We start from the raw sequence: 1,315 nt of genomic DNA, 5'->3' as shown, positions 1-1,315 counted from the left end.
GCAAAAAGCCATTTTCTTTTACAAATTTTTGTATTTTAGCAAAAGAAAAATGGCTTTTTGCTTGGTGTTGAGATTGCATAAGTACTTGATAATCAAAGTCCGCACTTCACAAAGCCGCAAACCGTTATGTGCAATAATTTAACAAAATTGCGTTAATGAATGAAATTGACCGAAAAATTTACGAATACAATAATAAACCTGATGCAAAATTTTCAGGATTGTCTCCTTACGAACTTCACGAATTAATTCATCTTCCCTTTCACGAAGAATGTCCGATTCAATTGCAAAATGAAATTGATTCTAATGTTCTAGATAAAATTCCATTTTTCAAACTCTGTGAAGAATTCTTAAAAATTCTGAAAAGAGAAGAATTCATAAAATTGACTCCACTTGGTGCACTTCCTAAAAAAGTAATGGTTGAGCTGTATGCATATAGATTTATAACGGATAAAATGATTGAAAATGGAATTTCAAAACTTTCAAGGGAACAAGATTCAATCGCTATACAAAATGCAAAATATGTATGTGAAATAGCAAAATTGACAAAAAAAAGAGAAGGAAAATTATCTCTAACTAAAACTGGAGAAAAACAGCTTGAAAATAGAGAATCACTTTTTAAACTAATTCTCACAACATTTTCTTTTGATTTTAATTGGGCAATTAATGATGGTTATCCAAATGAACCAATTGCTCAATATGGGAATTTGTTTACAATTTATTGTCTTTTAAAATTTGGAAAAACAGAAAATACAACACAATTTTACGCAGATAAATATCTTCAAATTTTTGAAAAATTCCTGCCATTATTTAATGATCCATTCGACAGAAAACCTAAAAAGCAGTTTTCAAATTGCTATGAAATAAGAAGTTTTTATCGTTTTACAGATTGGTTCGGATTTACACAAACTTCCGAAAAAAAATATGGCGAAATAAGTAATACGAAAGCAACCGAAATACTAGATAAAATTTACAAGTTTACACATCTAAAAGAATAAATATTACTGCACATAACATTGTATTGGCAAAAGACGGGGTGAATATTGTTTTTGAGAATTCAGTTAACAATATCCGCAAAAATGCTTTTCATATTTCTTTTTTTAGTAATTTAGAAATCTGAAAAAGCATTTTGCTCCGGTTCGGTCTTCTTTTGAAATTGTTTGCAAAGTAGCCCGTCCTTCGCCAATACTTTTTCCGTTGTCCGTAATATTTGAGGAGCGTTATCAAATTGAAGATTTTGCAAATTTGAAAATTTATTGACCTCTACCCTTCTGATTTCTAAATTTTATGCCGAATAATTTCTGCGTGAAAATTTTAA

Annotated in this window: 1 protein-coding gene; it reads left to right on the top strand. The window is 29.4% G+C overall.

Features of this window, described 5'->3' with window-relative positions:
• The first annotated feature begins 155 nt into the window (after window positions 1–155).
• Complete coding sequence (locus tag EIY84_RS11735) at window positions 156–995, top strand: hypothetical protein (protein WP_124643391.1); 840 nt, start codon at window positions 156–158, stop codon at window positions 993–995.
• Window positions 996–1,315: the final 320 nt, after the last annotated feature.

It is taken from the genome of Amniculibacterium aquaticum (genome assembly GCF_003852705.1).
Classification (GTDB): domain Bacteria; phylum Bacteroidota; class Bacteroidia; order Flavobacteriales; family Weeksellaceae; genus Amniculibacterium; species Amniculibacterium aquaticum.
The sequence above is the reverse complement of the archived record's forward strand: the minus strand, read 5'-3'. Positions and strand labels throughout refer to the sequence as shown.

Coding starts and splice junctions, on each gene's coding strand:
- EIY84_RS11735 (WP_124643391.1), top strand. CDS start 156: ATGAATGAAATTGACCGAAAAATTTACGAATACAATAATAAACCTGAT.